The organism is Mesorhizobium sp. B2-4-18 (genome assembly GCF_006441385.1).
Taxonomy (GTDB): domain Bacteria; phylum Pseudomonadota; class Alphaproteobacteria; order Rhizobiales; family Rhizobiaceae; genus Mesorhizobium; species Mesorhizobium australicum.
In genome coordinates, this window is sequence record NZ_VFUW01000002.1 from 271,618 (window position 1) to 297,868 (window position 26,251).

A 26,251-nucleotide genomic window follows, 5' to 3' on the forward strand; every position below is an offset into this window, starting at 1 on the left:
AATTCCCGAACCCGGCTCGCATTCCCGCCCTGATCTATACTGCAGTGCAATATAAGTTTGTGCAAGTGCGAGATTGTCGCTGATGCGTCTCCCCCGCAGCATGGGCCGGAATTGCTTCAAGCAAGAGTGGAGACGTGGCCGCCGGGAACTGGGCAACGACAGTCGCCGGGAGTGAAAAACGGGGCCGTGACAGCCCGTTCCCTTGGCCTAATCGATCTTGCGTCAGGCGTTGGCTGCCGCCACCGCGCGCTTGGCCATGACTGTGATCAGATTGGCACGGTAGTCTGATGAAGCGTGAATGTCGCTCATCAGGTTCTTCGCCGGAACTTTCACACCATTGAGCGAAGCGGCATCGAAGCTCTTGGCAAGTGCTGCCTCGATCTCCTTCGAGCGGAAGACGCCGTCGTCGCCGGCGCCGGTGACGGCAACACTGACGCCGTCCTTGCCCTTGGCCACGAACACGCCGACGATCGCGTAGCGCGAGGCCGGATTGCGGAATTTTTCGTACGCAGCCTTCGCCGGTGCCGTAAAGAAGACCGCCGTGACGATCTCGCCGTCCTTCAAGGAGGTTTCGAACAGCCCCTTGAAGAACTTGTCGGCTGACATCTCGCGCTTGTTGGTGATGATGGTGGCGCCGAGCGCCAGAAGTGCGGCCGGATAGTCCGCCGCCGGATCGTTATTGGCGATCGAACCGCCGATCGTGCCCTTGTGGCGTACCGCCGGATCGCCGATCAGCGACGCCAGATGGGCAAGTGCCGGGCAGGCCTTGCGCAGCTTCTCGTCATTGGCAACGTCGAAATGCGTGGTGGCAGCGCCGATCGTGACCGTCTTGCCCGACACCTTGACCCCCTGCAGTTCCTTGATGCGGGACAGGTCGACCAGATCGGACGGCGCCGCCAGCCGCGTCTTCATGGCGGGGATCAAGGTCATGCCGCCAGAAAGCAGCTTGGCGTCGCCGCTCTTCACGAGCTTGGCGGCTTCAGTGACCGAGGCGGCACGGTGATAGTTGACTGCGTACATGGGATCCTCCCCCTAAGTGGTTAGTCAGCCGTGAGTAGTCAGTAGGGAGCAGGGAATGGCCGCCGCCGGAGATGGCACGCTGCCCTATCCGCAACTCACTACTTCCCTACTCACTCATTTCGCGGCGCGGATCGCGGCCCACACGGTGGACGGTGTGGCCGGCATGGCTATATCGACGATGCCGATGGCGTCGGTGATGGCATTGATCACTGCTGGCGGTGAGCCGATGGCACCGGCCTCGCCGCAGCCCTTGATCCCGAGCGGGTTGCTCGGACATGGCGTGTTCGACGTCGAGACCTTGAACGACGGCAGGTCGCCGGCACGTGGCATGGTGTAGTCCATGTAGCTTGCCGTCAGCAGTTGCCCGCTGGCGTCGTAGTGAGCGCCTTCCAGCAGCGCCTGCCCGATGCCCTGGGCGATGCCGCCATGCACCTGGCCTTCGACGATCATCGGATTGATGATGTTGCCGAAATCGTCCGCAGCCACGAACTGGACGATCTCGGTCGTTCCGGTTTCCGGATCGATCTCGACCTCGCAGATATAGCAGCCGGCCGGGAAGGTGAAGTTCGCGGGATCGTAGAACGCCGTTTCCTTCAGGCCCGGCTCCATGCCGGCCGGCAAATTGTGCGCGGTATAGGCGGCCAAAGCCACCTGGAACCACGGCAGGCTCTTGTCGGTGCCGGCGACCTTGACCTCGCCGTTCTCGATGACGATGTCGCCCTCGTCGGCTTCGAGCAGGTGGGCGGCGATCTTCTTGGCCTTGGCCTCGACCTTGTCGAGCGCCTTGGCAATCGCCGACATTCCGACCGCGCCCGAGCGCGAGCCGTAGGTGCCCATGCCCATCTGCACCTTGTCGGTGTCACCGTGGACGATCGACACCGAATCGATTGGCACCCCGAAACGCTGGTTGACCAGTTGCGCGAAGGTCGTCTCGTGCCCCTGCCCATGGCTGTGCGAGCCGGTCAGCACCTCGATCGTGCCGACGGCGTTGACCCTTACCTCAGCGGATTCCCACAGGCCGACGCCGGCGCCGAGCGAGCCGACAGCCGCCGACGGCGCGATGCCGCAGGCCTCGATGTAGCAGCTCATGCCGATGCCGCGCAGCTTGCCATTCCTGACCGAATCCGCCTTGCGCCTGGCAAAGCCGGTATAGTCGGCGGTCTTCATCGCCGCATCGAGCGAAGCGCCATAGTCCCCGGCGTCATAGTTCATGATCACCGGTGTCTGGTGCGGAAACGTGGTGATGAAATTCTTGCGCCTAAGGTCTGCCGGAGAGACGCCGAGCTCGCGTGCCGCCGCTTCCATGGTGCGTTCCAGAAGATAGGTGGCTTCCGGCCGCCCTGCCCCGCGATAGGCATCGACGGGTGCCGTGTTGGTATAGACAGTGCGCACATTGGCGTGGATGGCCGGGATGTCATATTGGCCCGACAGCAGCGTTGCATAGAGATAGGTTGGCACGCAGGAAGAGAACAGCGACATGTAGGCGCCGAGATTGGCGATCGTATCGACCTTGAAGCCGGTAATCCTGTTGTTCTTGTCGAATGCCATTTCCACCGTCGAGACGTGGTCGCGGCCATGCGCGTCGGTGAGGAAGCTCTCGGTGCGATCGGCGACCCATTTCACCGGCACGCCGGTCTTCTTGGAGGCCCACAGGCAGACGATCTCTTCCGGGTAGATATAGATCTTGGAACCAAAGCCGCCGCCGACATCCGGCGCGATCACGCGCAGCTTGTTTTCGGGCGCGACATTGTAGAAGGCGCTCATCACCAGCCGCGCGACATGCGGGTTTTGCGATGTCGTCCAGCAGGTATAATGATCCTCGGCCTTGTCGTAATGGCCAAGTGCGGCGCGCGGCTCCATGGCGTTCGGCACCAGCCGGTTGTTGACGATCTTCATGCGCGTGACATGCGCTGCCGCCTTGATCGCGGCGTCCGTGGCTTTGGCATCGCCGATCTCCCAGTCGAAGATCAGGTTGTTCTCGGCTTCGGCATGGACCTGCGGGGCGCCCTTTTCGAGTGCCTTTGTCGCATCGACGACCGCCTTCAATTCCTTGTAGGTGATCTCGACCGCCTCGGCCGCATCGCGTGCCTGGCCCTTGGTTTCCGCCACCACCACCACGACCGCATCGCCGACATAACGGACCTTGTCGACTGCCAGCGGCGACCATGCGCCCATCTTCATGGGCGTGCCGTCCTTGGAATGGATCATCCAGCCGCAGATGAGGTTTCCGATGCCGTCGGCCTTGAGTTCCTTGCCAGTCAAGACGCCGATGACGCCCGGCATGCCTTGAGCCGCTTTCACGTCGATCTTCTTGATCTGCGCATGGGCGTGCGGGCTGCGCACGAAGGCCGCATGCTTCATGCCGGGCACCACCATGTCGTCGACATAGCGGCCGGCGCCGGTGATGAACCTTTTGTCTTCCTTGCGCGCGACCCGAGCGCCGACACCTTCGATACCCATGCAGAGATTCCTCCCGAAAAGTGAATAGGAAGTGTGAATAGGAAGTAGTAGTGAGGACAGCCGCCGGTTCAGACCGGTTACTGACTACCGACTACTCCACTCCTCTTTCCCTCATGCCGCTTGCTTCGCCTTGCCCTTGGCCCCCTTCGACATCGTCGTCGATGCGGCGAGGATGGCTTTCACGATGTTGTGGTAACCTGTGCAGCGGCAGATATTGCCTTCGAGTTCTGCCCGCACCGTGGCCTCGTCGAGGCCTTCGGGGTGGCGGTTGATCATGTCGGTCGCGGCCATGATCATGCCCGGCGTGCAAAAGCCGCATTGCAGACCATGATGTTCCTTGAAGGCTACCTGGACGGGATGCAAGTCGGCGCCACTGGCCAGGCCTTCGATGGTAATCACGCTCGACCCCGAGGCCTGGACCGCGAGCATGGTGCAGGACTTCACCGCCTTGCCATCGACATGCACGACGCAGGCGCCGCATTGCGAGGTGTCGCAACCGACATGAGTGCCGGTCAGGCCGAGGTTCTCCCGCAGGAAATGGACGAGCAGCGTTCGATCCTCGACGGCACCGCCGACCCGCTTCCCGTTCACCATCAACGAAACGTCCGACATAGCCCCTCCCTGGGTGTCAACCTTGGTCATCACGCTGCCGACGCGCCGCTGGCACTTCGGCCACGTGCTAGTCGTACACCGCACAACGCACAAAAAACAGCACGACGGAAAAGGCGGATCATTGTACTTTCGGTCATGGCCAGGGCACCAAAGTGCATTCCTCCGGCCCCATTGCCAAAACGCCTTCTGGCGGCAACAATGCCCTCGTCGCCCGCGCGCCAGGAGCACTTGAAAAGCCGCGCACAAGAAGGCGTCGGAGGAAATGCGGGAGGACCGCCGCTGACAAGTTCACGGACGCGCTACGCATGCGGCTTGTCGGCGCTGACCACGGACCAGCCCGACCCGGATGTCTTCGCACGAGCGGTAGCCGCCGAGGCCGCCGCCATCAATGCCGGCTTTGCCCTCGTGTTCTTTTCCCAGAGCCTGATCGAGGCCGGCGCCCTGTCACGGGCACTCTCGGCCCACGCGCCGTGTCTCCACCATGCTGGCTGTTCCACCGCCGGCGAGATCACGCCGCAGGGGCTCGAGGAAGGCCATATGCTGGCGATGCTGCTGCCCTCGGCGTCCTTCACGGCGGTCAGCACGATGATCGACAATCTGTCGACATCGGGCATGGACAGGATCACCGAAGAGGTCGAGGCCCTGCGGCGCACGCTGCGCGCCCGGCTCGGCGGCGAGCAGACCAGCAACACCTTCGCGCTCTGCTTCATCGACGGGCTGTCCTATGCCGAGGAAGCGGTGAGTTCGGCCATCCACTGGGGTCTCGACGACATACCGCTCCTCGGCGGCTCGGCTGGCGACGATTTGAAATTCGAGACGACGCGTCTGATCTCGAACGGCAGGGTCACCTCCGACAGCGCCATCATCGTGCTGGTCGCCACGGAAATTCCGTTCCACGTCTTCAAGACCGACAATTTCGTTCCCACCGACGAAAAGCTGGTGGTGACCGCGTCCGACCCGGATCACCGCGTCGTGCGGGAATTCAACGCCACCAATGCGGCGGAGGAATATGCCGCTTCGGTCGGGATCCTCCCACAGACCTTGACACCGTTGAGCTTCGCCTCGCATCCAGTGGTGGTGAAGGTGGGCGGAGAATATTACTGCCGCTCGATCCAGAAGATGTACGCGGATGGCTCGCTGTCGTTCTTCTGCGCCATCGATGACGGTGTCGTGCTGTCGATCGCCCAGCCCAAGGACATGGTGGACGCGACACGAGCGGCATTGCGCGAGGTCGAGGAAAGGCTGGGCGGCATCGATATGATCCTTGGCTTCGACTGCGTGCTGCGCCGGCTGGATGCGCGCAACCGCCAGGTCTTTCGTGACATTTCGGAACTCTACCGGGTCAACAATGTCATCGGCTTCGGCACCTATGGCGAACAATACCGGTCGATGCACCTCAACCAGACTTTCACCGGCATCGCTTTCGGCGACCGCCAGGCGGCTGAATAGGGCGGCGCAACAGCATGCCGCTCAGGAACATAAACGATCTCGACAGGCTGAAGAAGATCAACGCCGCCCTGGTCAGCCGCGTCGAGCGCTCGATGGACCAGCAAGGCAATGCCTTTTCGCTGTTCCAGACGGCGATCTCGTTGGAAAGCCGGGTGCGTACGCGCACCGAGGAACTGCATTCGACGTTGCGGCGGCTGGAGCAGTCGAACATCGATCTCAGCGCCGCCAAGGAAAACGCCGAACAGGCGAACCTGTCCAAGACACGGTTTCTGGCTGCGGCCAGCCACGACGTGCTGCAGCCGCTGAACGCCGCCCATCTCTCCGTCTCAGCCCTTGCCGAGGTGCAGACCAGCGAAGAGGGAAAGAAGCTCGTGCGGCAGGTCGAGCGCTCGCTGGAAACAATGGAAGACCTGCTGCGCACCTTGCTCGACATCTCCAAGCTCGACGCCGGCGTGGTTCAGCCCGACATTGGCGACGTCAGCCTGGAGGCGCTGTTCTCGTCGCTGCGCTCGGATTTCCAGCCTGTGGCGGAATTGAAGGCGCTGTCGCTGAAATTCCGGCCGGTCAATGCCGTGGTCCGCTCGGACAGGACGCTGCTGCGCCGCATCCTGCAGAACATCCTTTCCAACGCGCTGGGCTATACGCGCTCGGGCGGCGTCCTTGTCGGCACACGCCATCGCGGCGACACCATCCGCATCGATGTCGCCGACACGGGCTGCGGCATCCCCGAGGATCAGCGCGAAGCGGTGTTCGAGGAGTTCCATCGCGGCACCTTGCCGGCTACCGCCGAACTCGACGGCGGCGGTCTTGGGCTGGGGCTCGCCATCGTGCGCCGCATGGCCGGCGCGCTCGGCCATCCCGTCACGTTTTCATCCAGGGTCGGCCGCGGTACCATCTTCCACATCGATGTCCCCGTCGGCCTCGGCGCGCCGGCCGACGCCATCGCCAGCGCCGCCAGCATGGAGCGGCCGCGCGGCTACGGCCTGTTCGGCACCAAGGTGCTGCTGGTCGAAAACGACGCCGAAGTGCTGGAAGCCATGACCTTCCTGCTCGAACGCTGGCAGTGCCTGGTACGCGCGGCGACCTCCACCGCCGATGCGCTGGACATGCTTGGCGACACCGACTGGCTGCCCGACATCGTCATTGCCGACCAGCATCTCGACGGCGGCGATCTCGGCACCGCCACCATATCGGAGGTCCGCGACTATCTCGGCCGCGCCGTGCCGGCGCTGATCGTCACCGCCGACAGCTCCGAAGCCGTGGCCAAGGCAGCACGGGCCGGCGGCATCGAACTGATGCGCAAGCCGGTGAAGCCGGCGCAGCTAAGGGCACTGCTGGCGCATCTGCTGGCATAGCGGGAGGGTTGGTTCAAAACCCTACCTGATCCCGGAACAGCTCGGCGCTGTCCAGCTTCGACACCTCGATCACCGCTTGCGTGCGGCTATACACATTGAGCTTGCGCAGGATCTCCGACACATGCGCCTTCACCGTGGTCTCGCCGACCTGCAGCTCGTAGGCGATCTGCTTGTTGAGCAGGCCCTGGCGCAGCATCTGCAGCACGCGCAATTGCTGCGGCGTCAGCTTGGAAAGCCGCTGCACCATATCGGCGCGATCGGTGCTGTCCGCGCCCGGCGGCAGGCCCTCATAGGTTTCAGGCACATAGATCGCGCCGTCCATCACCGAGCGAATGGCGGCGGCGAGATCGCTCTTGCGCGCCGATTTCGGAATGAAGCCGGCAGCGCCGTAGGACAAGGCCTCGGAAATGATGCGAGGCTCCTCATAACCCGACACGATCACCACTGGCAGGCGCGGATAGCGGGTCCTGAGCTGCAACAACCCCTCGAAGCCGTGCACGTCGGGCATGCTGAGGTCCAGAAGCGCAAGGTCGAAAGGCTTTGCGTCGGCCAGCAAGTCCAGCGCCTCGGCGATCGAGCGCGCTTCGACTGTGTCGACCTCGGGATAAGCCATTTGAACTGCGCTGTGCAGCGCCTCGCGAAACAGCGGATGATCGTCGATGATAAGGAACCGGACGCGATCGGTAGGGGCTGTCATAGGGCTCGTTCCGGTTTACCGGGCACACCATAGTCTCCTGACCATGGCCGGATTATTGGCAAATAGTCTATCGCCGTCGAACAGGATTCATCGCTGCAAAAAATGATCGGAAGCCTGAATTCCTTATACAGCCTAGGCGAAGCCCATGCTTTATCAAAAGCGACGCCTTGCCCGCCCCTGGAAATCGGCCGAATGTGCCGCCGACTCCCCGCCAAACGCAGAGACCGCCATGACCGCCTTTGTCCTTCCCGCCCCGCCAACGCCTTCCGTCGCCATTGCGGGTTCCGGCGAACGCTTTGCCGTGCGGCGCATTTTCTGCGTCGGCCGCAACTATGCGGCACATGCGCGCGAGTTCGGCAATGACGATCGCGATCCGCCCTTCTTCTTCACCAAGCCGGCCGACGCGGTGGTCGATTCCGGCACTGATATCCCCTACCCGCCGCTGACGGAAAACCTCCACTTCGAGATCGAACTGGTGGTGGCGATCGGCACCTCAGGCTTTCGCATTTCCCGCGACAAAGCGCTGGACCATGTCTGGGGCTATGGCGTCGGCATCGATCTCACCCGCCGCGATCTCCAGGATGCCGCCAAGAAGGCGGCGCGGCCCTGGGACTGGTCGAAGGCCTTCGACCGTTCCGCGCCCTGCGGCCCGCTGGTTGCCGCACGGAAATCCGGGCACCCGGCCAAGGGACGCATCTGGCTCGCCGTCGACGGCGCGGTGAAACAGGATGCCGACCTCGCCGAACTGATCTGGCCGGTATCGGACATCGTCTCGATCTGCAGCGAAGGCGTGGAATTGCAGGCTGGCGACCTGATCTTCACCGGCACGCCCGCCGGTGTCGGCGCGATCAAGCCGGGTGAAACGATATCAGGCGGTGTCGACGGCATCGGCACGATCGAACTGACCATCGGCCAGCGGAAGTGACGCATGAGCGACATTGTCCTGCACAACTACTTCCGCTCCTCCACCTCGCACCGGGTGCGGATTGCCCTGGAGATGAAAGGGGTGGGCTATGACTACATCCCGCATCACCTGCGCCATGGCGAGCATCTGGAGGCGGCCTATCTCGCGGTCAATCCGCAAGGGCTGGTGCCGGCACTGATCTGGAGCGACGGGATGCTCCTGACGCAATCGCTGGCGATCATCGAGTTTCTCGACGAGACCATACCTGAACCCCCGCTATTGCCGAAGGATCCGCCGAGCCGGGCACGAGTGAGAATGCTGGCGCAGATGATCGCCTGCGACATCCACCCGGTGAACAATCTGCGCGTGCTGGCTTCGCTGCGCACCCTGTTCGGCGCCGGCGACCAGGATGTCGCCAACTGGTTCCGGCATTGGGTCAGTGAAGGATTTGGACCGCTCGAAAAATTGCTCACCGCGTCGCCCGAAACCGGCACATTCTGCCATGGCGAGGCGGCGGGGCTGGCCGACATCTGCCTTGCCGCGCAAGTCACCAGCAACGCCCGCTTCGGCGTCGACATGACGCCCTATCCGACAATCGCGCGCATCAACGCCGCCTGCGTGGCGCTACCCGCCTTCCAGAAAGCCGCGCCACAGAACCAGATCGACGCGGAGTAAGGCTCACCGGCCAACGCGCAGTGTCAGCGCCCAGAACAGCAGCGCCATCAAGCCGATGCTCGCCCCCAGCAACGAGACCCCGCTCCAGCCGGCCGCGGCATAGGCCATGGTCGAGGCGATCGAGCCGAGCGCACTGCCGACCGAGTAGAAGATCATGTAGCCGCCGACCAGCCGGCTGCGCGCATCCGGCCGACGGGAGAAAATCAGGCTCTGATTGGTGACGTGGACGGCCTGGATTGCCAGATCCAGCATGACGATGCCGGCGACAAGCAACCATAGTGACATGCCCATGAAGGCGATAGGCAGCCAGGCCGTCGTCATCATAAGCAGGCTGAGGCCAGTGACCAGTTGACCATGCCCGCGATCCACCAGACCACCGGTCCATCGCGCCCCCAGCGCGCCGGCGACACCGGCAAGGCCGAACAGCCCGATCGCGGTGTGCGGCAGTGAAAATGGCGGCGCGCTGAGCGGCAGCACCAGCGGTGCCCACAGCACGTTGAAGCTGGCGAAGATCAGCAAGGCGAACACCGCGCGCACGCGCAGCAGCGGTTCCCGCACGAACAGCAGCACCATCGAGCCCAACAGCCTGATGTAGGACGTGCGCGGCCGCTCTGCCTCATGGCGCGGCAGGATGGTGTGGAGAACAACCGCCATGACAAGTGTAAGGCCGGCCGAGACAAGATAGACCCAGCGCCAGCCGGCGAGATCGGCGACGACGCCGGCGACGAAGCGGGCAAGCAGGATGCCTGTTATGACGCCGCTGGTGACGGTGCCGACCGCCCGCCCCCGTTGCGACGGCGCGGCGAGGTCGGCCGCGTAGGCAACCAGTACCTGCACCATCACGGCAAGCAGCCCGACCGCCGCGAGGCTCGCCAGCAGCATCGCCGCGTTCGGTGCAAGTCCAACGGCTATCAGCGCCACGGCCGAAAGGATCGCCTGGCCGGCAATCAGCTTGCGGCGATCGAACAGGTCGCCCAGCGGCACGATGAAGAACAGGCCAAGCGCATAGCCGACCTGCGTGATTGTCACCACGATGCCGATCGAGGCCGGCGCAATGGCAAAATCATGCGCCATGGCGTCGAGCAGCGGATGGGCGAAATAGACATTGGCGACGCTCAGGCCACAGGCGATGGCGAAGACCAGCGCGGTCATTGCGGACAATCCCGGTGTGACTTGCCTCGGCTCTTCGGGCTGCGCCGCCTTCGCTGCCGCGCCGTTCACCACCTGTATATTCATGAGGCTCTCCACAAAAGGTTTCAATTTGAAACCACTTGCGGGATAAACAAAACAGTTTTATCTTGCAACCAAAATGAACAATCTGGACCAACGAAAGCCATGGTGAAACGAACGAGCCACCAGAGTGCGGATTGCCTGATCGCGCGACCGTTGGATGCGATCGGCGACTGGTGGTCGCTGCTCATCGTGCGCGACGCGTTCGACGGGTTGCGACGCTTCGGCGAGTTCCAAAAGAGCCTGGGCGTTGCCAAGAACATCCTGTCGGCGCGGCTCCGAAATCTGGTTACGCACGGCATCCTCGAAACCGTCCCGGCCCCCGACGGCAGCGCGCATCATGAATATGTGCTGACGCAAAAAGGACGCGGCCTGTTCTACGTGCTGATCGCCTTGCGGCAATGGGGCGAGACCTATTTCTCCGGTCCGGGCGAGCCCTACACCTTCATGGTCGACACGGAGAGTGGCCGGCCGATAAGGCGTCTTGAAGTGCACGCAGAAGACGGCCGCCTGCTTGCCCCCGGTGACACCCGGCTTGCCGATTTCCGCAACCAGGAAAACAGCTGACCGCGGGGTCCGCGGACTGGCCAGCCTGGCGGAATCGATTTCCGCTTGACCGAACAGGGAATCGGCTATCGTTTCCCACGGTGCGTGCCGTCTCAAGGGTGGAGTGAACGATGAAAGCCGTCGTCTTCGAGAAATTCGGCGAAGCGCCGACGATCCAGACCGTGCCAGACCCCAAGCCGGCGGCCGATGGCGTCGTCATCAAGGTCGAGGCGACCGGGCTTTGCCGCAGCGACTGGCACGGCTGGATGGGCCATGACGCCGATATCCACCTGCCGCATGTGCCGGGCCACGAACTGGCCGGCGTCGTGGTTGCCGCCGGCAAGCACGTCACCCGCTGGAAGGCGGGCGAACGCGTCACCGTGCCGTTTGCCGTCGGCTGCGGCCACTGCTTCGAATGCACATCAGGCAATCACCAGGTCTGCGAACACCAGTCCCAGCCTGGCTTCAACACATGGGGCTCATTCGCCGAATATGTCGCTATCGAACACGCCGATACCAATCTCGTGCGCCTGCCCGACGAAATGGAATTCGCCACCGCCGCCAGCCTCGGCTGCCGCTTCGTCACATCGTTCCGCGCCATTGTCGATCAGGGCCGGGTAAAGCCCGGCGAATGGGTGGCGGTGCATGGCTGCGGCGGCGTCGGCCTGTCGGCAATCATGATCGCCAGTTCGATGGGCGCCAACGTCATCGCCATCGACCTCACTGAGGAAAAGCTGGACTTCGCCAAACAGATCGGCGCCGTGGCGACCATCAACGCTTCGACGACGCCGAACGTCGTCAAGGCCGTCAAGCAGATCACCAATGGTGGCGCTCACATGTCGATGGACGCGCTCGGCCATCCGACGACGTCCTTCAACTCGATCGCCAACCTGCGCCGGCGCGGCCGTCACGTGCAGGTCGGCTTGATGCTGGGCGAACACGCCCGCCCGCAGGTGCCGATGGACAAGGTGATCGCCTTCGAACTCGAAATCCTCGGCAGTCACGGCATGCAGGCCTATCGCTACCCCGCGATGATGGAGATGATCCGCCACGGCAAGCTCAAACCCGAACTGCTGGTCGGCAAGAAGATCAGCCTCGACGAAGCGCCAGCGGCCTTGATGGCGATGGGCGGCTTCGAGGGTATCGGCATTGGGGTGGTGACGAAGTTCTCGTGAGGGTCGGCACCGCTATGCAGCCGCACGACGCGGCAAATCCTGCTTGGCAAACTTCTTCGCGCCGAAAACGCAAAGCACCACGCCGAGCGTGACGACGATCATCATCGGGCTGACCTGTTCATGCAGCAGCGTCGCCGCCAGTGCGAGCCCGAAGAACGGTTGCAGAAGCTGCAACTGCCCCACCGCCGCAATGCCGCCTTGCGCCAGGCCTCGATACCAGAACACGAAGCCGATCAGCATGCTGAACAGCGAGACATAGCCAAGGCCAATCCAGGCATTGGAGCCTACGCTGGCGAAGGATGGCGGCAGGGTCGCAAAAGTCAGCACCAGCATGACCGGCAGGGACAGCACCAGCGCCCAGCAGATCACTTGCCAGCCCCCGAGCTTGCGCGACAGCGCGGCACCCTCGGCGTAGCCAAGGCCGCAGGCGACGATGGCCGCAAGCATCAGCCCATCGCCGACCGGCGAAGCCGTCACGCCTTGCGCAAGCGCGAAGCCCGCCACCAGCGCACTGCCCAGGCATGAGAATAGCCAGAAGGCCGGCCGAGGCCGTTCACCGCCGCGCAGCACGCCGAAGATCGCGGTCGCCAGCGGCAGCAGGCCGACGAAGATGATGGAGTGGGCCGAGGTGACATGCTTCAGCGCCAATGCCGTCAGCAAGGGAAAGCCGACGACCACGCCAAGCGCAACGATGACGAGCGACAGCAAGTCATGACGCCCGGGACGCTTCTCGCGGAACACAAGCAGCAGCGCGAGACCGAGCAGGCCGGCAATAACCGCGCGGGCCGACGTCAGGAATATCGGGTCGAGATCCATCACCGCCACGCGCGTCGCCGGCAACGAACCGCTGAAAATCAGCACGCCGATAAATCCGCTCACCCAGCCGCTCGCCGTCTTGTCCATCGCAGGCTCCGTTTGTTTCGCCCCTCTATGGGGCCCGCGGCTATGGCGCCACCAGAGACAATGCAGTACAATTCGATAAAACTGTCATGGTTTTCTGGAAGGTACAGATGGACGAAGCAGTCAGGCTCGACAGCGGCGGAACTCTCGTCGAAGGGGTCATGGCCGCCATCCGGCAGCGGATTGCCGCGCGCAGCCTGACGCCTGGAGCAAGGTTGCCCTCGATCCGCGCTTTCGCCAAATCCATGCAGGTGTCGAAATCCACCGTGGTCGAGGCCTACGAACGGCTTGCCGCCGAAGGCGCGATCCGTTCGCGGCCCGGTTCCGGTTTCTATGCCGCCGGGTCGCTGGCACCGCTGTCGCTCGCCGAGATCGGTCCCCGGCTCGACCGTGCCGTCGATCCGCTCTGGGTCTCGCGCCAGTCCCTGGAGGCTGGCGACGAGGTCCTGAAACCCGGCTGCGGCTGGCTGCCGGCTTCATGGATGCCACAGGCCGGGCTGCGCCGGGCATTGCGCACGGTCGCGCGTGCCGACGATGTCGCTCTCGCAGATTACGGCACGCCGCTCGGGCTGCCGCCGCTGCGGCAATTGCTGGCGCGGCGCATGGCCGGGCACGGCATCGAAGCCTCCCCCGACCAGATCATGCTGACGGAATCGTGCACCCAGGCCATCGATCTGCTCTGCCGGTTCCTGATCGAGCCGGGCGACACCGTGTTGGTCGACGATCCCTGCTACTTCAATTTCCATGCTCTGCTGCGCGCCCACCGCGCCAAGGTCGTCAGCGTGCCCTACACGCCATCGGGGCCGGACATCGAGCTGTTCGCCCAGGCGCTGGCCGAACACCGGCCGCGCCTCTACATCACCAACTCGGCCATCCACAACCCGACCGGCGCGATCCTGTCTCCGGTGACGGCCCATCGTTTGCTCAAACTGGCCGACCAGTCGGATCTGACCATCGTCGAGGATGATATCTTCGCCGATTTCGAGCACATTCCCGCCCCAAGGCTAGCGGCGTTCGACGGCCTTAGTCGCGTCGTCCAGATCGGCAGTTTTTCCAAGACGCTGTCGGCGTCGGTCCGCTGCGGTTTCATCGCCGCGCCCCGTGACTGGATCGAGGGCCTGACCGATCTCAAGATCGCCACGACTTTCGGCGGCGGACGGCTGGCGGCCGAACTTGTGCTGACGCTGCTGAAGGACGGCAGCTACCGAAAGCACATGGATTTGCTGCGCGCCCGCCTTTCGCGGGCCATGGGCGAGACCAGCGCCCGGCTGAAGGCGATCGGCATTACGCCCTGGATCGAGCAGCCGGCTGGGCTGTTCCTGTGGTGCACCCTGCCGGAAGGCGTGGACGCGGCCGAAATCGCCCGCAGTGCGCTCGCCGACAACATCGTGCTGGCGCCCGGCAATGCGTTTAGCCTGTCGCAGTCCGCCAGCCGCTTCCTGCGCTTCAACGTCGCCCAGTGCGCGGACGAGCGGATTTTCAAGGCGCTCGAAACGGCGATGACTCGCTGATATGGGAACCACCAAGTCAGCAGACAAATAAGCCGCGACAACACCTCGTTGTTGCGGCCTTCTACTCCATCAAATCAGACCATCCATGAAACGGCAGAACGCCGCCAAATCTCACCATTTGCGCGGATGCTCAATCATGCCTTTTCCGAAATGCCATACCCAGATCTGGGCCTATTCCTTGCCGCACAAGAACAGCTGAAGGAAATGACGCAAGGAGCCTGGCGGGCGCCGTTCAGGCCCCTGCCCGTTTGCGGCGCTCGTAGAGCATGACGAGTGTTTCAGCCATCAGCGCCGGCTTTTCCTCGCCTTCGATCTCGACCGTGTTGGCTGCCTTCATCAGATACTGGCCCGGGCCTTTGTCGTCCATGGAAAGCAGCGTCGTGCGCAGGCGAATGCGTGCGCCGACCTTGACCGGCGCCAGGAAACGCACCTTGTCGAAACCATAGTTGAAGGCGGCCTGCGTATTCTCGGGCACGATACCCATTTCAAGGGCCAGCGCGCCGATGATCGACAGTGTCAGATAGCCATGCGCGATCGTGGTGCGGAACGGGCTTTGCCGCCGCGCCCGTTCAGGATCGACGTGGATCCATTGATGGTCGCCCGTGCATTCGGCGAACTGGTTGATACGGTTCTGGTCGACCGTGGTCCATTCCGAGACGCCGAGCTCCTGTCCGGACATCGTTCTCAGCTGCTCGTAGGTTGGCGGCGTTTTAGGCCGTACTTCCGTCATGCCTGCTTTCCCGATCGCTTCCAAAGCTTCCGGACCACGAACCGGCGGCCTCTGTCAATTCGTCCCTCGCAAATCCGTTCCGGCGGATTCGCGCTCACTCGTGCCACGTCTTGCCATGCGATGGCAGGCGAATTGGGACTTTTTCGACCTTTCAGACTGCCGGGAGCTTATGGCGTGGCGCTAATGCAACTGTGCGAAAGGTTACGGAATCGGGAACGGGGTGTGCCCGGCCGAGAGCGGAACGACAGCCCATGAGAACCTACTTCTGCTCGTAACCGGCGCGGACCTCCTCCATCGCTTCCTTGATGCGCGCGCGCAGGATGTCGATCGATTCGGTGCCTGATTTCCTGGCTAGCTCAGCCACTTCAGCGGCGTTCTTGAGCGCCGCCTCAAAGGATTTTCTGGCAAACTCGGTCTGCTTGGCCATCAACTCCTGCGGATTGCCCGGTGCACGGTAGCTCTGCGCCATGTCGGCGATCTCGCGCAGCGTGTCCTGCAGCATTTCGCGTTGCCTAGACAACAGCGAGGACGTCCCAGCCGCTCCGGCACGCGCGGATTTCTCCAAAGCTTCGAGATTCTTGCGGTGATGCGCAAGAATCGCTTCGACATCCACATTCGGCACCTTCAGGTCACGGCCGAACCTGCCGAACATTTCCATGAAGGAATCGGATTCCGATTGTCTGGCCATGATTGTCATCTCCCCTTTGCCGCGATCGCGGACGCCCTCATCGAGGAGAATAGCACTCGAACGCCTCGTGTCCATTTCGAACACGGGCCTAGGCGATCGCTAGGATCAATTGACCGGGAGCAGCAGCTCGATCGTGTAAAGCACGATGCCCGCCAGCCCACCGATGATCATGCCGTTGAAGCGGATATATTGCAGGTCCCTGCCAATGTTCATCTCGATCAGGCGTGTCAGTTGGGCAAGGTCCCAGCGCTTGACCTGGTCGGCGATGAATTTCGACACACCGCTCTTCTGGCTTTCGACGAAGGAGGCCAGCGCCACCACGAATCCTTGGTTCATGTCGGCCCGGATCTGCGCGTCTCCGGCAAGATGGCGGCCGACTTCGACAAACATGTTGGCCAGATGCTCCCTGATCAACGAATTCGGCGCCTTGGCGTCCTGCTCGATGAACAGGCTGAGGCTCTCCCACATGTCGCCGGCCAGCGCCCTGATTTCGGGTCTGGCGAGGAAGTCGCGCTTCATTTTCTCTGCTCGCCTGGCATATTGCTTGGACGTGCGCAGCCGCTCGACGAAACTTTGCGCGAAACGGTCGAATTCGGCGCGCATCGGGTGATCTGGATCGGCACGCACCTCGTCCAGCAAGGAGCCAGCCGAAGCGACGATCTTCTTCAGGAGATAGGCGTCGGCCCGGAACAGGTTGAATAGCGACGGGAGTTCCTCGCGGATCTTGTCGCGCATCGTCGCCAGCGCCTGTTCGTCGTTGAGGAACCGGCCGATGACCTTGATGAACTCGTCGAACAGCTTCTGGTGGCGGCGGTCGTCGGTGAGCGCGGACAGAAGTTCGGCCGCAAGTGGCGCCAGCGGCACCTTTTCGATCTGTTCGAGCATGCGGCTGGTGACGAAGCCGCGCAGACCGGATTGTTCGACGGCGGCAAGCGTCTGCGGCACCAGCCGCACGACGAAGCGCGACAGGCCGGCGGCGCGTTCGGCATCGGCCAGCCAGTCGGCCACGAGCGCCGAAAAATCGACCTCGGCGAGTTTTTCACGCACCGGTTCCGGCGCCAGGAAATTGGCCTCGATGAAACGGCCGAGATTGTCGGCGATACGGTCCTGGTTTTCCGGGATGATGGCGGTGTGCGGGATGGGCAACCCGAGCGGCCGTTTGAACAGCGCCACCACCGCATACCAGTCGGCAAGGCCGCCGATCGTTGCCGCCTCGGCGAAGGCGGCGACGAAGCCGAGCCATGGATAGCTGCTCTGGAAGGACTTGGCCAAGGCAAAGACCACCACGCAGAGTGCCAATGCCGCCGTGGCGACGAACTTTGTCCGCCGCAGCGCGGAAAGCTTGGCGCCCGCGTCGGCATCGAACCGCACTGGCGCCAGGGATTGGTCCGATTGAGCCATGCCGCTCCTCGTCTATTAGGCCTATCTAGTGCCGCGGCCGCCGGAATGCCCGTGGCAGCCGGTTTGTCTGTCCCGGCTTTTGCCCGGCGGCGCACATAAAGTTGACGAGTTTATTCATCTATGATGCCCGGCTAGTCTGGAATTATTCCAAGGTATAGGCCATATTCCGCCAAGACCAGTGCAGCGATCCGGATTCCGGACGAGGGCCGCGCCAGCAAAGTTTAGACTCTGGCGTGGTTGCATCATATCAGCGCCGAGTGAGGACAAGATGCGGCTTACGCGCCAAACCAACTATGCCATGCGCATTCTGATGTATTGCGCCGCCAACAATGACCGGTTGAGCCGCATCCCGGAGATCGCGGCCGCCTATTCGGTGTCGGAACTGTTCCTGTTCAAAATCCTGCAGCCTCTGGTCGAGAATGGCATGGTCGAGACTGTGCGCGGCCGGAACGGAGGGGTACGGCTCGGCCGTGCCGCCGAATCGATAAGCCTGTTCGACGTTGTGCGCGTGACCGAGGAAAGTTTTGCCATGGCGGAGTGCTTCGAGAACGATGCCGCCGAATGTCCGCTGGTCGACAGCTGCGCGCTGAACTCCGCATTGCGCGAAGCGCTCAACGCCTTCTTCGCCGTGCTTGCCCGCTACACGATCGCCGACCTCGTGGCGGCAAGGCCAAATGTACGCGCCCTGCTCGGCATCGACATGCTGATGGAGCGCCGCGCCCCAGCGGCCTGATCCCTGCCGCATCGTGCAGTGTCGGCTGAATATCAGCTGACCGACGATTGCGGGAGCACGAACGGCATGTTGCCGGCCGGCAGCACGCCGACCTTGAGCCGGCAATCGAACACCTTCTCGATCAGGTCGTCACTCAGCACGTCGCGGGGCGAGCCGCTGGCGGCCAGCCGGCCGCGATGCATCACGAAGATGCGGTCAGCGTACATGGCCGTCAGATTGAGGTCGTGCAGGATCGCTACCACGCCCCCGCCCCTTCTGGCGAAGTCGCGGGCGATGTTCATGATGATCAGCTGGTGCTTGATGTCGAGGCTGGACACCGGCTCGTCAAGGAACAGATAGCGCGGCTTACCGTCGAGCACCGGTGCCCAGACCTGGCACAGCACGCGCGCAAGCTGGACACGCTGCTGCTCGCCACCGGAAAGTTCCTGGTAGAAGCGGCCGGCAAAGCCGTCGAGATCGACCCACGCCAGCGCCCGTTCCGGCAGGCGTCCGTCCTCGCCCGGCAGCACGCCCGAACGGCCACCGACCAGGCCAAGCCTGACGACCTCCCGCACAGTGAAAGGAAACGACAGTGTCGTCGCCTGCGGTAACACAGCCCGCTGGACGGCGACCTCCACCGGCTTCATCGCTGCGAGGTCGCGGCCGTTGAGGACGACGCTCCCGGTATAGCCGAGGTCCCCCGACAATGCCCTCAGGAAGGTCGTCTTGCCCGAACCATTGGGGCCGACGATTGCGGCCACCTCGCCCGGCCGCGCATCGAAATCGACACCGGCAACAATTCTCTTGCCGGCAATATCGACCGAAACATCCCTCGCCTCGATCATTCCAGCCTCACAAATCGATCACGCCGCGCCTGCGCAGCAATATCCACAGGAAGAACGGCGCGCCTGATATCGCGGTGACGATGCCGATCGGCAGCTCGGCCGGCGCCACGATGGTGCGGGCGACCGCATCGGCGAGCAGCAACAACGAGGCGCCGAGCAGCGCCGAGGCCGGCAGCAGGTAACGATTGTCGGGTCCGATCAGCAGTCGCAGCAGATGCGGCACGACGATGCCGACGAAGCCGATGCCGCCGCTGACGGCGACGGAGGCGCCGACCGCCGCCGAAACGCCGATGATGGCGGTGTATTTCAGCCGCTGCACCGGAATGCCGAGATGGCCGGCGGTCGCTTCGCCCAGCGCCAGCGCGTTAAGGCCGCGGGCCAGGAACGGCATCGCCGCCAGTGCCAGGACGATTATGGGTCCTACGGAAGCTATCTTGGCCCATGTCGCACCGCCGAGCGATCCCAGTGACCAGAAGGTCAGATCGCGCAGCTGGCGATCGTCGGCCATGAATATGAGGATTCCGGTCAGCGCCATGGCAAGTGCCGCCAGGGCTATGCCCGCGAGCAGCATGGTGGCGACCGAGGTTTGCCCACGTCGCGTGGCGACCTGATAGAGCGCCAATGTGGTGACGAGACCGCCGACGAACGCCGCAAGCGGCAGCGCCAGCGTTCCGAGCAAGGCGGTCACCGGCGCCAGCACGGTCCCGCCAAGAACGATGATGACCACCGCGCCAAGGCTGGATCCTGCGGAAACGCCGATCAGACCGGGTTCGGCGAGCGGATTGCGGAACAGTCCTTGCATGACGGCGCCACAAACCGCGAGCGCCGCACCCACCAACATGCCGAGGATGACGCGTGGCATGCGGATGTCATGGACGATCAAGCTGTCGCGGGCGTTGAGCGCCGCATCGCCGGGGACGGAGCCAAAGAGCCAATCCCTGAAGACGGTCACGGCGGATGCATCCGATGCGCCGGATGTGAGCGAAAGCAAGATGGCGATCGCCAAGCCCAGGCACAGCAGAAGGATGACGGCACGGGCGCGGCCGGAACGATCCCCTTCGGATGCCCTAATCGGCTTCGCCGGACCTGCGATCGACTGGTCGGCCATGATGCTCAGTCCGTGACCTGTGCGCCATAAAGCGAAACGGCGAGATCATGGATCGCGTCGGCCGTGCGCGGCCCGAAGCCGAGTAGATAGGCGCCATCGATGCGGATCAGCTTGCGCGCCGTTCCGGCCGGCGTTGAGGCGATGGATGGATTGCCGAACACTTCGTCGTCCGAGACCGGCGGCCCGGCATTGCTCATCATCAGGATCACGTCCGGCCTTGCGGTGATGATCGCTTCGTCCGACATTTGCTTGTAGCCGGAAAAGCCTTCCACCGCATTGACCCCGCCCGCCAGCTTGACCATGCCGTCGGCCGCGGTTTCGCTGCCGGCCGCCAGGATCTTGCCACCCTGCGTCGAGAGAATGAACAGCACGCGCCTGCGCTCCTTGATCGAGGCTGTCCGCTTTTCGGCGGCTGTGAGTTTCGCATCGAGCGCCCTGGCCAGCACCTCGGCCTTGGCCTCGACCCCGATCGCCTTGCCGACAATGCGGACCTTCTGGAGGATGCCTTCGCGGTTGTACTGCTCGGGCACTTCTATGAACGGAATGCTCGTCTTCTTCAGCACGTCGACGGCTTCCCTGGGGCCGCTGCCGTGCAATGCCAGTATGCCCGTCGGATTGACCGACAAGACGCCTTCCGGCGACAGCTGGCGCATGTAACCGACATCAGGCAGGTCGAGCGCGGCCTTTGGATAGAGGCTGGTGGAATCGCGCGCCACCAGATGCCTCTCCTCGCCCAGCGCATAGACGATCTCGGTGATGGAGCCGCCAATAGCGGCGATCTTCGAAGGATCGGCGAACACCGAAACGCCTTCGGTGGCGCCGGCTGGTTGCAGCGCGGCGAAAGCCATGGAAAGGCCGATTGCATAACCGACCCTCGATCCGCGCAGGGCGGACGGCCTCGAAACAAACCGCATCGCACTCTCCTCAGGCTGCCGTCGGGTTCGGAATGCGCGGCAGGTGCTCGGCCAGAAAACGCCAGTCCTCGCGCTCGCTTTCGCCTTCATGTCGCTTGCCGAAGAACTGGATGATCATGTCGCCATTGGCGGCATAGACCTCGAGCGATGTGACATGGCCGTCCTTGGTCGGCTTGCGCACCGCCCAGACTTCATGGATGTGGTCGGTGCGCAGGTGCAGGTGGAAGGTCTCGTCGAGCACGTTGATCCACGGCCCCATGGGCTTGATCGATTTGATCGGCCCGGAGTGGATCTGGATGCAGCCGCGGTTGCCCACGAAGCACATGATCGGCATCTCGCTTTCAGCGGCGTGATGGAACATGGCGCGCACCGCGTCATTATCGAGCAGCCAGGCGTAGTCCTGGCCAACCATGCGCACCGCCTGGCGGCGGCTGAGCTTCAGCGTCTTCAGCATGCCGAAGAACTGGTGCACGTCCGTCAGCCGGCTCCAGCGGTCACGCAGGTCGTCCAGGCTCGCCGTCGATGCCCCGGCCTCGCTTTCCTCATCGAGAACTGTCCCTGAGATGTCGATCGTCGGCTCCTGGTTCGGTGATTCCAGCGAGGCGACCAGTTTCTGGTAGGCATGGAGGCTGGAGGTCGGGCGCAGATGCACCTTGTGCACCGCGTCGCCGGCCGCATCGAAGAACTGCAGGCTGCGGCGGATGTCGTCGCCGTCGCGCTTCTCCACGGCAAAGCCATGCGCCCAGATTTTCGGAAAAATGCGCAGGTCGATGTTCTCGCCGAGCACCATGGCATTGTGATTGCCGGTGACGACCTTGTCATAGACGCCGATCTTCTCGTGCACGGCGCTTTCGTTGCGGGTCAGCGCCATCACCTCGCCAACGGCCTCGAGACCGGTCAGAAGGTCGTTGACGCGCGGTTCGACGCGGACGACGCCGTCGCCGCAATGCGCGGCCACCAGCTCGGCCTCCGAAATGCCGAGCTGGGCGGCGAGGTCACGCTCGCGCGCTTTCGGATTGTCGGTCCGGGCCCGCCGGATTTCATGCGGAGCGGGTTTTACGCGCTGGTCCATGTCTTTACCCCTGATGCCTTGCCTTACTTGTTGAGAATGAGCTTGCCCTGGCGGGTGATCTTCAGCCGGTAGAGCGCGCCATGATGCTCGATTCCGATTTCGTGCTCGCCCTGGAACAGCGTGTTGCTGGACAGCGTCCGCACCGCCAGCGAGACCCGATCGAAACGGGTGGAGGTATCGTCGGAACGGCGGACGCGATAGCGAAACTCGTTGGGATTGTGCGTGTTCATCTGGGTCGATCCCTTTCCTGTGCCGGGCATCTGGCTAGGCGTTGCGAATTGCCGATTCATTCTTGACTTGAATAATCATGTTTACTAGTCAGTGCAATACCGGACTAAATGAGTCAACATTTAAGATGCCGGATACGATCAAAATGCCAGCAAGCCCCGGGCCAGCCAGCATGGAACCTGGGATTTGGAGTTGGGGCATGGGGTTGATAAGTTGGGAACGGCGCCGTCGGTGGGCGGCGAACGGTGCGGCGGCTTTGCTCGCAAGCGTGGCGGCGATCGCTCTATCCGCGCCATCGGCGCACGCGCAACCTGCGACGCAGGCGGCGAGCGAGCAGACGGATCAATCGAAGAAGACTGACCAGCAAAAGGCAGCCCCCGCGGGCGCTACGTTGCTCGACAGGATCCTGGTGCTCAGCCGCACCGGCGAAACGGCGATACAGTCGCTGGCCTCGGCCAGCCATGTCGACCAGGAACAGCTCGATCGCCGCATGGCGACAACGCCGAACGAGATGCTTTTCGGTGTGCCTGGCGTCGCTGCGCAGGCCGACGCCAGGCGCGTCAGCACCAGCATCAACATCCGCGGCCTGCAGGATTTCGGCCGCGTCGCGGTGATCGTCGATGGCGCGCGCCAGAATTTCCAGCGTTCCGACCACGGCACCCAGTCGACCTTCTACATCGATCCCGAGCTCGTCAAATCCGTCGACGTGATCCGTGGTCCCGTCGCCAACACCTATGGCTCGGGCGCCATTGGCGGCGTCGTCTTCTTCGACACCAAGGATGCGGTCGATTTCCTCAAGCCCGACGAGACGTGGGCCGGTTCCGTCACCGGACGCTACGAGAGCAACGGCAAGGGCTGGACCACGAGCGCCACCGGTGCCTATCGCATCAATGAGAACTGGGACGTGTTGGGCAACATCGTTTACCGCGACTACGACAACTACAAGGACGGCGACGGTGACACCGTCAACGGCACCGGCTTCGACGTGCTGAGCGGCCTGCTCAAGACGACCATCCGGCCAACCGAGAACAGTGAGCTCAAGCTCGGCTGGGTTGGTTCGAGCGACGGCTGGGACGAGACCAGCGGCGGCGTGCCGGTCAACGATGTCGACCTGAAGTCGAACACCTTCACGGCCCGTTACAACATCACGGACGAAGACAAGAGCTGGCTCGATCTCCACATCAACACGTCCTACAACAAGACCAATCTCGACCTGACCAGTCTCGCGCCGCAGAACCGCTTCGATCCGGTGACCGGTCTTCCCGTGGTGCTGCCGGCAGGATCACTGTCGACATTCGATGTCGGCACGACCGGCATCGATATCTGGAACACGTCGCGGTTCGAAACGAACGGCATCGCGCATGAACTGACCTATGGCGGCGATTGGGTCGGCGACAACGTCAAGACGGGTGGCGCGGCCGGGGGCGACAGTTTCTACACGCCGTCGGGCAAGCGCAACGTGTCCGGCGCCTACGTCCAGGACAAGCTCACCTGGGACTGGCTCGAAGTCGTCGCTGGCCTGCGCTACGACAGCTACAGCCTGAAGGATGACATGCATGATATTTCCGGCGACAGGCTATCCCCGCGCGTCACCGTCGGTGTCTCGCCGTTCGAGAGCGCCGGGCTTGCCGGCCTGCAATTCTACGGCACCTATGCGGAAGGCTACCGCTCGCCCTCGATCACGGAAACGCTGATCAGCGGCAATCATCCCGCCGGCGTCAGCTTCCCGTTCCTGCCCAATCCAAATCTGCGGCCTGAAACCGGCAAGACGACCGAGTTCGGCGTCAACTACAAGCAGAACGACATCTTCGAGCCGGGCGACGCCTTGCGCCTGAAAGCAGCCTATTTCAACAACGATGTCGACGACTATATCGACGGCGTAACGCTGTCGCCGTTCGCTCCAGGCAGTGGCTGCCCCTTCGGCCCCGGAATCCCGATCTGCTTCCAGTATCAAAATTTCGCCAAGGCCAAGATCAACGGTTTCGAGCTGGAGGGCGTCTATGACGCGGCATGGGGCTATGCCGGCCTCTCGGCCTCGATCACGGATGGCCACACCGTTTCCCACAAGGGTATGGAAGCCGACCTCGCCACTATCCCCTCCTCTCAGGTCACCGCTCAGCTTGGCCTGCGTTTCCTCGAGGACAAGCTGACCGTCGGCGGTGAGGTGCAGTATAACGGCAAGCCAAAGGGCAATGCCGTCGCGACGGACTACACGCTGATCAATGCCTTCGCCAGCTATCAGGCGACCGACAATTTGAAAGTCGATTTCCGCGCCGACAATCTGTTCGACGTCAAATACGCCAATCCGCTGAACGGCAGCACCACGGTTGCGGTCTACGAACCCGGTATCACGCTGAAGCTAGCGGCAACCATGCGCTTTGGAGGCTGACCATGACGCCCTTGACGGCATCCCTTCGTCTGCTGACCTCGACGCTGGCGATGTCGCTGACGACAATTCCGGCGTGGGCTGAGCAGTCCGCGCCGGTCCTGACCCTCGAACTCAATGCCGCGCAACCTTTCGACAAGGGCTGCCGGCTGACCTTCCTGATCAGCAACAATCTCGGCGCCGACCTGACCAAGGCGGCGTTCGAGATCGCTCTGTTCAACAAGGCCGGCATCGTCGACCGGCTGACCGTGCTCGACTTCAAGGACCTGCCGCACGGCAAGACCAAGGTGACACGCTTTGACCTGGCCGGCACCGACTGCACCAAGGTCAGCCGCGTGCTGGTCAACAGCGGAACGGATTGCGCTGGCACGGGCGTCGAACCAACTGCCTGCATGCGCAAGCTGAAGACGGACACCAGGACCGGCATCGCTTTCGGCGTCTGAAGTGGGACCGCATAAGAAAAGACCGTGGCAGGGCCGCTGGCCGGCTTCGATTGCTTACCGGTTGAGGCAGCCGATCTTGATTTGACAAGTCTGCGCGTATCGCTGCAATTTCGCGCCCGCGACATGCAGGAAATCAGTCCACTCCCCGACACTGGCAGCGAGTTGGCAATAGCGCCGGCAGAGCGACTTGCCCAGGCACGACCGCAAGCCAGCAACGGCAAGTGGCAGGCTGCGATCGCCATCTCCTGCCTGCTCCATGCCGGCGTGGCGGCGGCTTTTCTGATCTCGTCCGCCGGCAAGTTCGATTCCAGGGAGGCAGAGCAGTCGGAAGGCGGCGATCACAAAGGTGACAAGGTCGCCGGCAGTGCATTGGACAAGGACCCGGCGGCAATGAATGTCACGCTGGTGCAGCCCCCGCCGACGGCCAAGCCTCATCCGGCAAAGGCGGCCAGGCCGGCGCCGACCGCACCTTCACAGCCCGCGCAGGAACCGGCGACACACGCTCCCGAGCCTGCCCGTGACGCCGCGAAGCAGGCTTCGGAGCCCTCGGCGGAACCGGTCAAACAGCCCGTGGCCACGCCGGACATACTGGTGGCGGCAACCCCGCGCCCGGACGACCAGAGCGTGGCTGCCAGGACAAAAACGCCGGCACAGCCGAACGCCCAGGCCGGAACCACCGAAATTCCTGTCACCGTTCCGGACCAACCGCCGATCCCCGTTGCAAGGCCAACTCCGGCGGCTGCCCCTGCCACTGCTGGAGCAGCGACTGAACGGAGCGGCACGGCCGATGGCCAGGACCGGCTGGCGGAAGCGGCCAGCAAGGGCAAAAGGCAAAAAGACCAAGGCAGCGCCGCGGAAGACAGCTACCGCGGCAACGTCTTTCGAAAGCTCGGCAGCGTCAATCGTACTCTCCCGCCTTCGCTGCAACTGGCCGCGCGTAACAATGCTGTTGTGGCGTTCGCCATAGGCAGGAAGGGCGACATAGACCAGTTGCGCATTCTGGAAAGCTCAGGATCGCCGACTTTCGACGAGGCCGCGCTTAGCATCGTGCGCAAGGCCGCTCCCTTCCCTCCAATTCCGTCACAGGCATCGAACTCGAGCTTGGAGTTCGAGGTCGGGATCGGCCCGTTTTGACTAGGCCCGGAACAAGCGGTGCGGCTCAACCATCAACATCCGCATGAAAGGGACCC

At 63.2% G+C, this 26,251-nt stretch carries 25 protein-coding genes; 11 read left to right on the plus strand and 14 right to left on the minus strand.

What is annotated here, in order from left to right; all coding sequences use genetic code 11:
- Nucleotides 1–222: 222 nt before the first annotated feature.
- The 3 genes from FJ527_RS04860 to FJ527_RS04870 all read right to left on the minus strand — a co-directional run bounded on the left by FJ527_RS04860 (nucleotide 223) and on the right by FJ527_RS04870 (nucleotide 4,092).
- Nucleotides 223–1,020 carry a xanthine dehydrogenase family protein subunit M gene (locus FJ527_RS04860; RefSeq protein WP_140821975.1) on the minus strand — a complete coding sequence of 266 codons (798 nt, stop codon included), beginning with the start codon at nucleotides 1,018–1,020 and terminating at the stop codon, nucleotides 223–225.
- 114 nt (nucleotides 1,021–1,134) lie between these two features.
- Nucleotides 1,135–3,480, minus strand: coding sequence for a xanthine dehydrogenase family protein molybdopterin-binding subunit (locus FJ527_RS04865; RefSeq protein WP_140821977.1), 2,346 nt, complete (start codon nucleotides 3,478–3,480; stop codon nucleotides 1,135–1,137).
- 111 nt (nucleotides 3,481–3,591) lie between these two features.
- Nucleotides 3,592–4,092, minus strand: a complete 501-nt coding sequence (locus FJ527_RS04870) for a (2Fe-2S)-binding protein (RefSeq protein ID WP_015317502.1) — start codon at nucleotides 4,090–4,092, stop codon at nucleotides 3,592–3,594.
- Nucleotides 4,093–4,404: 312 nt separating this feature from the next.
- Here FJ527_RS04870 and FJ527_RS04875 point away from each other — a divergent pair, with 312 nt between their 5' ends.
- Together FJ527_RS04875 and FJ527_RS04880 are read left to right on the plus strand one after the other, a co-directional pair.
- Complete coding sequence (locus FJ527_RS04875; RefSeq protein WP_140821979.1) at nucleotides 4,405–5,541, plus strand: FIST signal transduction protein; 1,137 nt, start codon at nucleotides 4,405–4,407, stop codon at nucleotides 5,539–5,541.
- Between the two features lie 14 nt (nucleotides 5,542–5,555).
- Nucleotides 5,556–6,896, plus strand: coding sequence for a hybrid sensor histidine kinase/response regulator (locus tag FJ527_RS04880; RefSeq protein WP_140714914.1), 1,341 nt, complete (start codon nucleotides 5,556–5,558; stop codon nucleotides 6,894–6,896).
- Nucleotides 6,897–6,909: 13 nt separating this feature from the next.
- On the opposite strand, the gene FJ527_RS04885 is transcribed toward FJ527_RS04880, so the two are convergent.
- Complete coding sequence (locus tag FJ527_RS04885; protein ID WP_015317499.1) at nucleotides 6,910–7,593, minus strand: response regulator transcription factor; 684 nt, start codon at nucleotides 7,591–7,593, stop codon at nucleotides 6,910–6,912.
- Nucleotides 7,594–7,822: 229 nt separating this feature from the next.
- Between FJ527_RS04885 and FJ527_RS04890 the strand changes: the two genes are divergently transcribed.
- Both FJ527_RS04890 and maiA read left to right on the plus strand, forming a co-directional pair.
- Nucleotides 7,823–8,518: a fumarylacetoacetate hydrolase family protein gene (locus tag FJ527_RS04890; protein ID WP_140661096.1), complete on the plus strand. Its 696-nt coding sequence runs from the start codon at nucleotides 7,823–7,825 to the stop codon at nucleotides 8,516–8,518.
- A gap of 3 nt (nucleotides 8,519–8,521) precedes the next feature.
- Nucleotides 8,522–9,172, plus strand: coding sequence for a maleylacetoacetate isomerase (maiA, locus tag FJ527_RS04895; RefSeq protein WP_140821981.1), 651 nt, complete (start codon nucleotides 8,522–8,524; stop codon nucleotides 9,170–9,172).
- Nucleotides 9,173–9,175: 3 nt separating this feature from the next.
- On the opposite strand, the gene FJ527_RS04900 is transcribed toward maiA, so the two are convergent.
- On the minus strand, nucleotides 9,176–10,408 hold the full coding sequence (locus tag FJ527_RS04900) for an MFS transporter (protein ID WP_140821983.1): 1,233 nt from the start codon (nucleotides 10,406–10,408) through the stop codon (nucleotides 9,176–9,178).
- Between the two features lie 99 nt (nucleotides 10,409–10,507).
- Here FJ527_RS04900 and FJ527_RS04905 point away from each other — a divergent pair, with 99 nt between their 5' ends.
- Nucleotides 10,508–10,969, plus strand: a complete 462-nt coding sequence (locus FJ527_RS04905; protein WP_015317495.1) for a helix-turn-helix domain-containing protein — start codon at nucleotides 10,508–10,510, stop codon at nucleotides 10,967–10,969.
- 110 nt (nucleotides 10,970–11,079) lie between these two features.
- Complete coding sequence (locus FJ527_RS04910; protein ID WP_140821985.1) at nucleotides 11,080–12,123, plus strand: zinc-dependent alcohol dehydrogenase family protein; 1,044 nt, start codon at nucleotides 11,080–11,082, stop codon at nucleotides 12,121–12,123.
- 12 nt (nucleotides 12,124–12,135) lie between these two features.
- Here the strand turns inward: FJ527_RS04910 and FJ527_RS04915 are convergent, their stop codons facing one another.
- A complete protein-coding gene (locus FJ527_RS04915) occupies nucleotides 12,136–13,026 on the minus strand; it encodes a DMT family transporter (protein WP_140616032.1) in 891 nt (296 codons plus the stop codon).
- 107 nt (nucleotides 13,027–13,133) lie between these two features.
- On the opposite strand from FJ527_RS04915, the gene FJ527_RS04920 reads away from it, so the two are divergent.
- Nucleotides 13,134–14,534 (plus strand): PLP-dependent aminotransferase family protein, encoded by a 1,401-nt coding sequence (locus FJ527_RS04920; RefSeq protein ID WP_140714906.1) that lies wholly within the window; start codon nucleotides 13,134–13,136, stop codon nucleotides 14,532–14,534.
- Between the two features lie 232 nt (nucleotides 14,535–14,766).
- On the opposite strand, the gene FJ527_RS04925 is transcribed toward FJ527_RS04920, so the two are convergent.
- The 3 genes from FJ527_RS04925 to FJ527_RS04935 form a co-directional block, all read right to left on the minus strand.
- Nucleotides 14,767–15,264, minus strand: coding sequence for a MaoC family dehydratase (locus tag FJ527_RS04925; protein ID WP_140616028.1), 498 nt, complete (start codon nucleotides 15,262–15,264; stop codon nucleotides 14,767–14,769).
- 259 nt (nucleotides 15,265–15,523) lie between these two features.
- Nucleotides 15,524–15,952: a phasin family protein gene (locus FJ527_RS04930; protein ID WP_140821987.1), complete on the minus strand. Its 429-nt coding sequence runs from the start codon at nucleotides 15,950–15,952 to the stop codon at nucleotides 15,524–15,526.
- A gap of 105 nt (nucleotides 15,953–16,057) precedes the next feature.
- The gene (locus tag FJ527_RS04935; RefSeq protein ID WP_140661089.1) at nucleotides 16,058–17,353 is read right to left on the minus strand and encodes a DUF445 domain-containing protein; all 1,296 of its coding nucleotides are present in this window, start codon (nucleotides 17,351–17,353) and stop codon (nucleotides 16,058–16,060) included.
- Between the two features lie 268 nt (nucleotides 17,354–17,621).
- Here FJ527_RS04935 and rirA point away from each other — a divergent pair, with 268 nt between their 5' ends.
- The gene (gene rirA / locus FJ527_RS04940) at nucleotides 17,622–18,086 is read left to right on the plus strand and encodes an iron-responsive transcriptional regulator RirA (RefSeq protein ID WP_015317488.1); all 465 of its coding nucleotides are present in this window, start codon (nucleotides 17,622–17,624) and stop codon (nucleotides 18,084–18,086) included.
- A gap of 32 nt (nucleotides 18,087–18,118) precedes the next feature.
- Here rirA and FJ527_RS04945 read toward each other — a convergent pair whose 3' ends face one another.
- Genes FJ527_RS04945 through hemP form a run of 5 tightly spaced genes read right to left on the minus strand, consistent with a single transcriptional unit; the run spans nucleotide 18,119 to nucleotide 22,234 of the window.
- Nucleotides 18,119–18,910: a heme ABC transporter ATP-binding protein gene (locus FJ527_RS04945; RefSeq protein ID WP_140821989.1), complete on the minus strand. Its 792-nt coding sequence runs from the start codon at nucleotides 18,908–18,910 to the stop codon at nucleotides 18,119–18,121.
- 7 nt (nucleotides 18,911–18,917) lie between these two features.
- Nucleotides 18,918–20,018, minus strand: coding sequence for an iron ABC transporter permease (locus FJ527_RS04950; RefSeq protein ID WP_015317486.1), 1,101 nt, complete (start codon nucleotides 20,016–20,018; stop codon nucleotides 18,918–18,920).
- A gap of 5 nt (nucleotides 20,019–20,023) precedes the next feature.
- Nucleotides 20,024–20,932 carry a hemin ABC transporter substrate-binding protein gene (locus tag FJ527_RS04955; protein WP_140821991.1) on the minus strand — a complete coding sequence of 303 codons (909 nt, stop codon included), beginning with the start codon at nucleotides 20,930–20,932 and terminating at the stop codon, nucleotides 20,024–20,026.
- A 10-nt stretch (nucleotides 20,933–20,942) separates the two neighbouring features.
- Nucleotides 20,943–22,004, minus strand: coding sequence for a hemin-degrading factor (locus tag FJ527_RS04960; protein WP_140821993.1), 1,062 nt, complete (start codon nucleotides 22,002–22,004; stop codon nucleotides 20,943–20,945).
- A 23-nt stretch (nucleotides 22,005–22,027) separates the two neighbouring features.
- Nucleotides 22,028–22,234, minus strand: coding sequence for a hemin uptake protein HemP (gene hemP, locus FJ527_RS04965; protein WP_015317483.1), 207 nt, complete (start codon nucleotides 22,232–22,234; stop codon nucleotides 22,028–22,030).
- Nucleotides 22,235–22,431: 197 nt separating this feature from the next.
- Here hemP and FJ527_RS04970 point away from each other — a divergent pair, with 197 nt between their 5' ends.
- From FJ527_RS04970 to FJ527_RS04980, 3 genes are all read left to right on the plus strand, one after another.
- Nucleotides 22,432–24,621 carry a TonB-dependent hemoglobin/transferrin/lactoferrin family receptor gene (locus tag FJ527_RS04970; protein ID WP_140821995.1) on the plus strand — a complete coding sequence of 730 codons (2,190 nt, stop codon included), beginning with the start codon at nucleotides 22,432–22,434 and terminating at the stop codon, nucleotides 24,619–24,621.
- A gap of 2 nt (nucleotides 24,622–24,623) precedes the next feature.
- Nucleotides 24,624–25,061: a hypothetical protein gene (locus FJ527_RS04975; RefSeq protein ID WP_140821997.1), complete on the plus strand. Its 438-nt coding sequence runs from the start codon at nucleotides 24,624–24,626 to the stop codon at nucleotides 25,059–25,061.
- An 81-nt stretch (nucleotides 25,062–25,142) separates the two neighbouring features.
- Nucleotides 25,143–26,195: a TonB family protein gene (locus tag FJ527_RS04980; RefSeq protein ID WP_246677683.1), complete on the plus strand. Its 1,053-nt coding sequence runs from the start codon at nucleotides 25,143–25,145 to the stop codon at nucleotides 26,193–26,195.
- The last annotated feature ends 56 nt before the right edge of the window (nucleotides 26,196–26,251 follow it).

Coding starts and splice junctions, on each gene's coding strand:
- FJ527_RS04860 (WP_140821975.1), bottom strand. CDS start 1,020: ATGTACGCAGTCAACTATCACCGTGCCGCCTCGGTCACTGAAGCCGCC.
- FJ527_RS04865 (WP_140821977.1), bottom strand. CDS start 3,480: ATGGGTATCGAAGGTGTCGGCGCTCGGGTCGCGCGCAAGGAAGACAAA.
- FJ527_RS04870 (WP_015317502.1), bottom strand. CDS start 4,092: ATGTCGGACGTTTCGTTGATGGTGAACGGGAAGCGGGTCGGCGGTGCC.
- FJ527_RS04880 (WP_140714914.1), top strand. CDS start 5,556: ATGCCGCTCAGGAACATAAACGATCTCGACAGGCTGAAGAAGATCAAC.
- FJ527_RS04885 (WP_015317499.1), bottom strand. CDS start 7,593: ATGACAGCCCCTACCGATCGCGTCCGGTTCCTTATCATCGACGATCAT.
- FJ527_RS04890 (WP_140661096.1), top strand. CDS start 7,823: ATGACCGCCTTTGTCCTTCCCGCCCCGCCAACGCCTTCCGTCGCCATT.
- maiA (WP_140821981.1), top strand. CDS start 8,522: ATGAGCGACATTGTCCTGCACAACTACTTCCGCTCCTCCACCTCGCAC.
- FJ527_RS04900 (WP_140821983.1), bottom strand. CDS start 10,408: ATGAATATACAGGTGGTGAACGGCGCGGCAGCGAAGGCGGCGCAGCCC.
- FJ527_RS04905 (WP_015317495.1), top strand. CDS start 10,508: ATGGTGAAACGAACGAGCCACCAGAGTGCGGATTGCCTGATCGCGCGA.
- FJ527_RS04910 (WP_140821985.1), top strand. CDS start 11,080: ATGAAAGCCGTCGTCTTCGAGAAATTCGGCGAAGCGCCGACGATCCAG.
- FJ527_RS04915 (WP_140616032.1), bottom strand. CDS start 13,026: ATGGACAAGACGGCGAGCGGCTGGGTGAGCGGATTTATCGGCGTGCTG.
- FJ527_RS04920 (WP_140714906.1), top strand. CDS start 13,134: ATGGACGAAGCAGTCAGGCTCGACAGCGGCGGAACTCTCGTCGAAGGG.
- FJ527_RS04925 (WP_140616028.1), bottom strand. CDS start 15,264: ATGACGGAAGTACGGCCTAAAACGCCGCCAACCTACGAGCAGCTGAGA.
- FJ527_RS04930 (WP_140821987.1), bottom strand. CDS start 15,952: ATGGCCAGACAATCGGAATCCGATTCCTTCATGGAAATGTTCGGCAGG.
- FJ527_RS04935 (WP_140661089.1), bottom strand. CDS start 17,353: ATGGCTCAATCGGACCAATCCCTGGCGCCAGTGCGGTTCGATGCCGAC.
- rirA (WP_015317488.1), top strand. CDS start 17,622: ATGCGGCTTACGCGCCAAACCAACTATGCCATGCGCATTCTGATGTAT.
- FJ527_RS04945 (WP_140821989.1), bottom strand. CDS start 18,910: ATGATCGAGGCGAGGGATGTTTCGGTCGATATTGCCGGCAAGAGAATT.
- FJ527_RS04950 (WP_015317486.1), bottom strand. CDS start 20,018: ATGGCCGACCAGTCGATCGCAGGTCCGGCGAAGCCGATTAGGGCATCC.
- FJ527_RS04955 (WP_140821991.1), bottom strand. CDS start 20,932: ATGCGGTTTGTTTCGAGGCCGTCCGCCCTGCGCGGATCGAGGGTCGGT.
- FJ527_RS04960 (WP_140821993.1), bottom strand. CDS start 22,004: ATGGACCAGCGCGTAAAACCCGCTCCGCATGAAATCCGGCGGGCCCGG.
- hemP (WP_015317483.1), bottom strand. CDS start 22,234: ATGAACACGCACAATCCCAACGAGTTTCGCTATCGCGTCCGCCGTTCC.
- FJ527_RS04970 (WP_140821995.1), top strand. CDS start 22,432: ATGGGGTTGATAAGTTGGGAACGGCGCCGTCGGTGGGCGGCGAACGGT.
- FJ527_RS04975 (WP_140821997.1), top strand. CDS start 24,624: ATGACGCCCTTGACGGCATCCCTTCGTCTGCTGACCTCGACGCTGGCG.